Raw genomic sequence first — 4,730 nt, 5'->3', positions numbered from 1 at the left:
CCCGAAACCGGCGGGCCCGGCCTCACCGTGACCGAACCCGGCGTGCCCCGGCCCGTGGTGCCCGAAGTGTCCCCCGAACCCGGCGAAGATCCGGCCCGCTCCCGCGCTCATCTCCATGACTACCTCCCAGTCGTATCGGCGACACTCACACGATATATCGCCGCTCGATCGACGGCAAGGCGCCTCTCACCCGAAGTAGTGCCCGGCCTCCAAGTCCGCCAGCAGCCCCGGCCCCTCGGGGGCCCAGCCCAGCAGCTTCTGCGTCAGCACGCTCGACGCCGGCGCGTCCGGGCCGGCGAAGTGCGCGAGCCACCCGAAGTGGCCCGGGACGTCGGACACCGACCGCACCGGCACACCGAGGTGCGCCCCGATCACCCCGGCGAGCTCCTTCAGCGGCACACCCTCGTCGTCGACCGCGTGCAGCCGCACGCCCGCCGGTGCCGCCTCCACCGCCAACCGGTACAGGCGCGCCGCGTCGAGCCGGTGGACCGCGGCCCACCGACCGCTTCCGTCGCCCGGGTACGCCGACACCCCCGTCTCGCGGGCGAGCCGGATCAGGGCCGGGACGAACCCGTGCCCGTCACCCTCTCCGTGCACCGAGTGCGGCAGCCGCAGCACCGACGCGCGCACGCCCCGCTCGGCCAGCGCCAACGCCGCCGTCTCCGAGGCCGCCCGGGGGAACGCCGGGGCGGCCGCGTCCTCTTCGGTGGCCATGCGCCCCGGCGCCACCGGGCCGGTTGCGGCCGTGATGATCAGCGCCTTCCCGGATCCCTCGAGCGCTTCGCCGAATGCGCCGATCGCCGCGCGGTCGGTTGCCGCGGCGGCCGTCAAGTCGGCGAAGTCGTCGTGGACGTAGGCGGTGTGGACGACCGCGTCCGCTTCGGCGGCCGCCGCACGGAGGCCGTCCAGGTCGGTCAGGGTTCCGTGCCGGACCTCGGCGCCGGTGGCCGCGAGCGCCGCGGCCTTGTCGTCCGAACGGGCGAGGCCGAGGACCTCGTGCCCCGCTTCCCGCAGTTCCCGGACGACGGCGCTGCCGACGAACCCCGTCGCACCGGTGACGAACACGCGCATTTCGTACTCCTCGTAGCTGGCTGACTGTGCTTCCATCGTTGGACCGCGGCGGCCCGCCCGTCCAAAGCCTGGTTCTCATCGGCCGATACGGTTCAGGCATCACCGCAGGTAGACTGTGGTCATGGCGGACCTGGACCTGCGGCTGGTGCGGTACTTCACGGCCGTCGCCGAGCATCGGCACTTCGGGCGCGCCGCGGCCGCGCTGCACACGACGCAGCCGTCGCTGAGCCGGCAGATCCGCCGGCTCGAGGGCCAGCTCGGCGCCCGCCTGCTCGACCGCACACCCCAGGGCACGCGGCTGACCGAAGCGGGCGAAGTGTTCCTGCCCCACGCCAAGGAGCTCCTGCAGTCGGCCGAGCAGGCGGCGGCGAGCACCCGCGCGGCGGCCGCGCCGAGCCGCGTCACGATCGGCTACCGCACGAACCTGTTCGTCACGCCCGCGGTGCGCGAACTGCGCCGCAGGCACCCGGAGGCCGAAGTGCTGACCCAGCACCTCGGCTGGACCGAGACCCGCGCGGCACTGCTGGAGCACCGGGTGGACATCGCGGTGACGCGGTTGCCGCTGCGAGCCGACCGGCTGCGCGTCACCGTGCTCTACGACGAAGAGCGGGTGCTGCTCGTGTCCGCCGACCACCGCCTGGCCGGCCGGAAGTCGGTCACGCTGGCCGACTTCAAGGACGAGCCGCTCCCCCGCGTCGACGACCCGGACTGGAACGCGTTCTGGCGCATCGACCCGCGCCCGGACGGCAGCCGCGCCCCGGACGGCCCGCTGGTCGTGGAGTTCGAGGAGAAGTTCGAGCTGATCGCCGCGGGCCAGCTGGCGGCGATCGTCCCGGCCGGGGTCCGGTTCAGCCGGCTCCGGCGCGACGTGGCGATCGTTCCGCTGGAGGGCATCGAGCCGTGCCAGGTCGCCCTGGCCACCCGCGCGACCGACGACAACGCCCTCCTCGCGTCGGCGTGCAAGACCCTGGAAGCGCACCTGACCAGCCCGGAAGCGGCCGGCCTCACGGTCGCGACGCGCTAAGCACCGGACTTCACCGCCAGCGTCAGCAGCTCCGCCGCCGGGCCCGCCAGGCGACGGCCCGCCGGCCACACCGCGCGCAACACCCGCCCCAGCTCCATGCCCTCGACCGGCACCGGGACCAGCCGCCGGCCGGCCACTTCGCGCACCACGTCGAGGTCGCTGATCACCGCCGGCCCGGCGCCTGCGATCACCGCGTTGCGCACCGCCGACGCCGAACCCAGCTCCAGCAACGGCTGCACCGGCCCCACCCCCGCCCGGCGCAGGGCCGCCTCGACGGTCTCGCGCGTTCCCGACCCCGGCTCGCGCACCACCAGCGGCGTCGCGGCCAGCTCCTCGGCGCGCAACGGACGGCGGCGCCGGGCCCAGGCGTGCCCGGCCGGGACCACCACGACGAGCCGGTCCGTCGCGACGCGGCGGGTGGCCAGGCCCGGCCAGGGCCCCGGCGACTCGACGAACCCGAGGTCCACCCGGCCGCGCGCGACCAGCTCGGCGACCTGCTCGGAGTTGACCACCTCGAGCCCGACGTAGGTGTCCGGCCCGGTCCGCTTGACCTCGCCGATCCAGGCCGGCACGAAGTGCTCGGCGAGCGTCATGCTCGCCGCGACCCGCAGCTGCGCGCCGCGCTGGGTGCGCAGGGCCTCCGCGCCGGTGCGCAGACCGTCCACTTCGGTCAGTACGCGGTGGGCCCAGCCCGCGATCACCCGGCCGTCCGGGGTCAGCGCCGAGCCGCGCCGGGTCCGGTCCACCAGGGACAGTCCCAGCTGGCGTTCCAAAGTGGACAGGCGTTTGCTGGCCGACGGCTGGGCGATGCCGAGTGCGCCGGCCGCCTGGCCGATGCTGCCGAGGTCGTCGACGAGCACCAACAGGCGCAGCGAGTCCAGATCGGGTCCGGTCATAGCTTCAGTCTATGACCTCAGCACCGACCGCCGGCTACCGCGCACGCCCGGCACCGGCGACGCTGGCGGCATGGCACTGACGACGGCGAAGACCTCCGGCCTGGCGATCACCGGGCTCGGCGTCGCCGCGGCGTACGCGCTCAGCTCGGTGTGGCCGGTGGCCGGCGCGCTCACCGTCGCCGTCGTGCTCGGCGTCGCCGCCGGGAGCACCCCTCTCCTGACCGACGAGCACCGCCGGGCCGTCGCGCAGCTCACGAAACGCCTGTTGCGCGCGGGCGTCGTCCTGCTCGGGCTCCAGCTCGCCGTCCCCACCGTGCTCGCGCTCGGCCCCGGCACGCTCGCCGCGGTCGTGCTGACGGTCGCGGTCACCTTCCTCGGCACCCTCGGCCTCGCCCGGCTGGTCCGGGTCCCCCGGCCGCTCGCCCTGCTGGTCGCCACCGGCTTCTCGATCTGCGGCGCCTCGGCGATCGCCGCCGTGGAAGGCGTGATCGAGCGCGACGACGAAGACGTCGCCACGGCCGTCGCACTCGTCACTTGTTACGGCAGCTTCGCCCTGGCCGCACTCCCCCTGCTGGCCCACGCGCTCGGCCTCGACGCCGCCAGGACCGGCAGCTGGGCCGGGATCTCGGTGCACGAGGTCGCCCAGGTCGTCGCGGCGGCCGGGCCGGCGGGCGCCGCCGCGGTCGGGATCGCCGTCGTCGTGAAGCTCAGCCGCGTCGTCCTGCTCGCCCCGGTGGTCGCGCTCGTCGGCGCCGCCGAACGCGGCCGCCGCGACTCGCACGCTCCGCTCGTGCCGCTGTTCGTCCTCGGTTTCCTCGTGATGGTCGCCGTCCGGAGCACCGGGCTCGTTCCCGCGTTCGCGCTCGACGTCGCGAAGACCGCGTCGACGCTTTTGCTCGCGGGCGCGCTGTTCGGGCTCGGCTGCGCCGTCCGGCTCGGCGCGTTGCTGCGCGGCGGCGGCCGGGCGCTCCTGCTGGGTCTCCTGTCCACGCTTCTGGTGCTGGCGACCGGATTCGGTACCCTGGCCGCGTTCACCTGAATTTTCCCTGCGCGTCACGTATAGTTCGTTATACGTGACGTTGTACGGCTCTTGTACGGATTGTGTCGACCCTGGTGGCAAGACGAAACCGAATCCGTAGGGAGCTGGACCGTGAAGATCACCCGCCTCGCCCAGGGGCTGCTCGCCGGGCTGCTGGGGTGCGCCGCCGTCGCCGTCCCGGCAGCCGTCGGCGCCGCCACCGCCCAGGCCGACGTGGCCAGCTCGGTGGTGTTCGCCAGGAACACCGACGACCACGACTGTTATCGCATCCCCACCATCGTCAAGGCGAACAACGGCGACCTGCTCGCCTTCGCCGAGGGGCGCAACGGCGGCGCCAGCTGGTGCAACGACTTCGGCAAGATCGACCTCGTGATGAAGCGCTCCATCGACGGCGGCAAGACGTGGGGAGACCTGAAAACCGTCATCACCGCGTTCGGTGACGTGAAGGGCAACCCCGCGCCGATCGTCATCCCGAACAGCAACCGGATCGTGCTGCTGTCGACCATGCAGTGCTTCACCAGTCCCGACTGCAACCGGGTCCCGCGCGTGTCCATCAGCGACGACAACGGGAAGACGTGGGGCGCGCCGAAGACGCTGACCTCGGAACTCGGCTTCTCGGCCGCGCCGGAGTGGCTGGCCACCGGGCCGTCCCACGGGATCGTGCTGACCCGCGGCGCGCACGCGGGTCAGCACGATCCCG

5 protein-coding genes are annotated in these 4,730 nt (G+C 73.7%); 3 read left to right on the top strand and 2 right to left on the bottom strand.

All coding sequences use genetic code 11. The features are described 5' to 3' along the window. Positions 1-186: 186 nt before the first annotated feature. Positions 187-1,071: an SDR family oxidoreductase gene (locus CCN39_RS30205; RefSeq protein WP_086847708.1), complete on the bottom strand. Its 885-nt coding sequence runs from the start codon at positions 1,069-1,071 to the stop codon at positions 187-189. A gap of 121 nt (positions 1,072-1,192) precedes the next feature. On the opposite strand from CCN39_RS30205, the gene CCN39_RS30200 reads away from it, so the two are divergent. Next, positions 1,193-2,095 carry a LysR family transcriptional regulator gene (locus CCN39_RS30200; RefSeq protein WP_086847706.1) on the top strand — a complete coding sequence of 301 codons (903 nt, stop codon included), beginning with the start codon at positions 1,193-1,195 and terminating at the stop codon, positions 2,093-2,095. Here the strand turns inward: CCN39_RS30200 and CCN39_RS30195 are convergent. Further along, positions 2,092-2,991: a LysR family transcriptional regulator gene (locus tag CCN39_RS30195; protein WP_086847704.1), complete on the bottom strand. Its 900-nt coding sequence runs from the start codon at positions 2,989-2,991 to the stop codon at positions 2,092-2,094. The two genes, CCN39_RS30200 and CCN39_RS30195, sit on opposite strands and share 4 nt — an antisense overlap. Before the next feature lie 70 nt (positions 2,992-3,061). Here CCN39_RS30195 and CCN39_RS30190 point away from each other — a divergent pair, with 70 nt between their 5' ends. Next, positions 3,062-4,030 (top strand): YeiH family protein, encoded by a 969-nt coding sequence (locus CCN39_RS30190; RefSeq protein WP_086847702.1) that lies wholly within the window; start codon positions 3,062-3,064, stop codon positions 4,028-4,030. 111 nt (positions 4,031-4,141) lie between these two features. Continuing rightward, positions 4,142-4,730 (top strand): exo-alpha-sialidase (locus tag CCN39_RS30185; protein ID WP_143264206.1); only part of this gene is annotated, 589 nt, incomplete at its 3' end.

The organism is Amycolatopsis kentuckyensis (assembly GCF_002155975.1).
GTDB classification, from domain to species: Bacteria; Actinomycetota; Actinomycetes; order Mycobacteriales; family Pseudonocardiaceae; genus Amycolatopsis; species Amycolatopsis kentuckyensis.
This window is presented reverse-complemented; position numbering and strand designations above follow the sequence as displayed.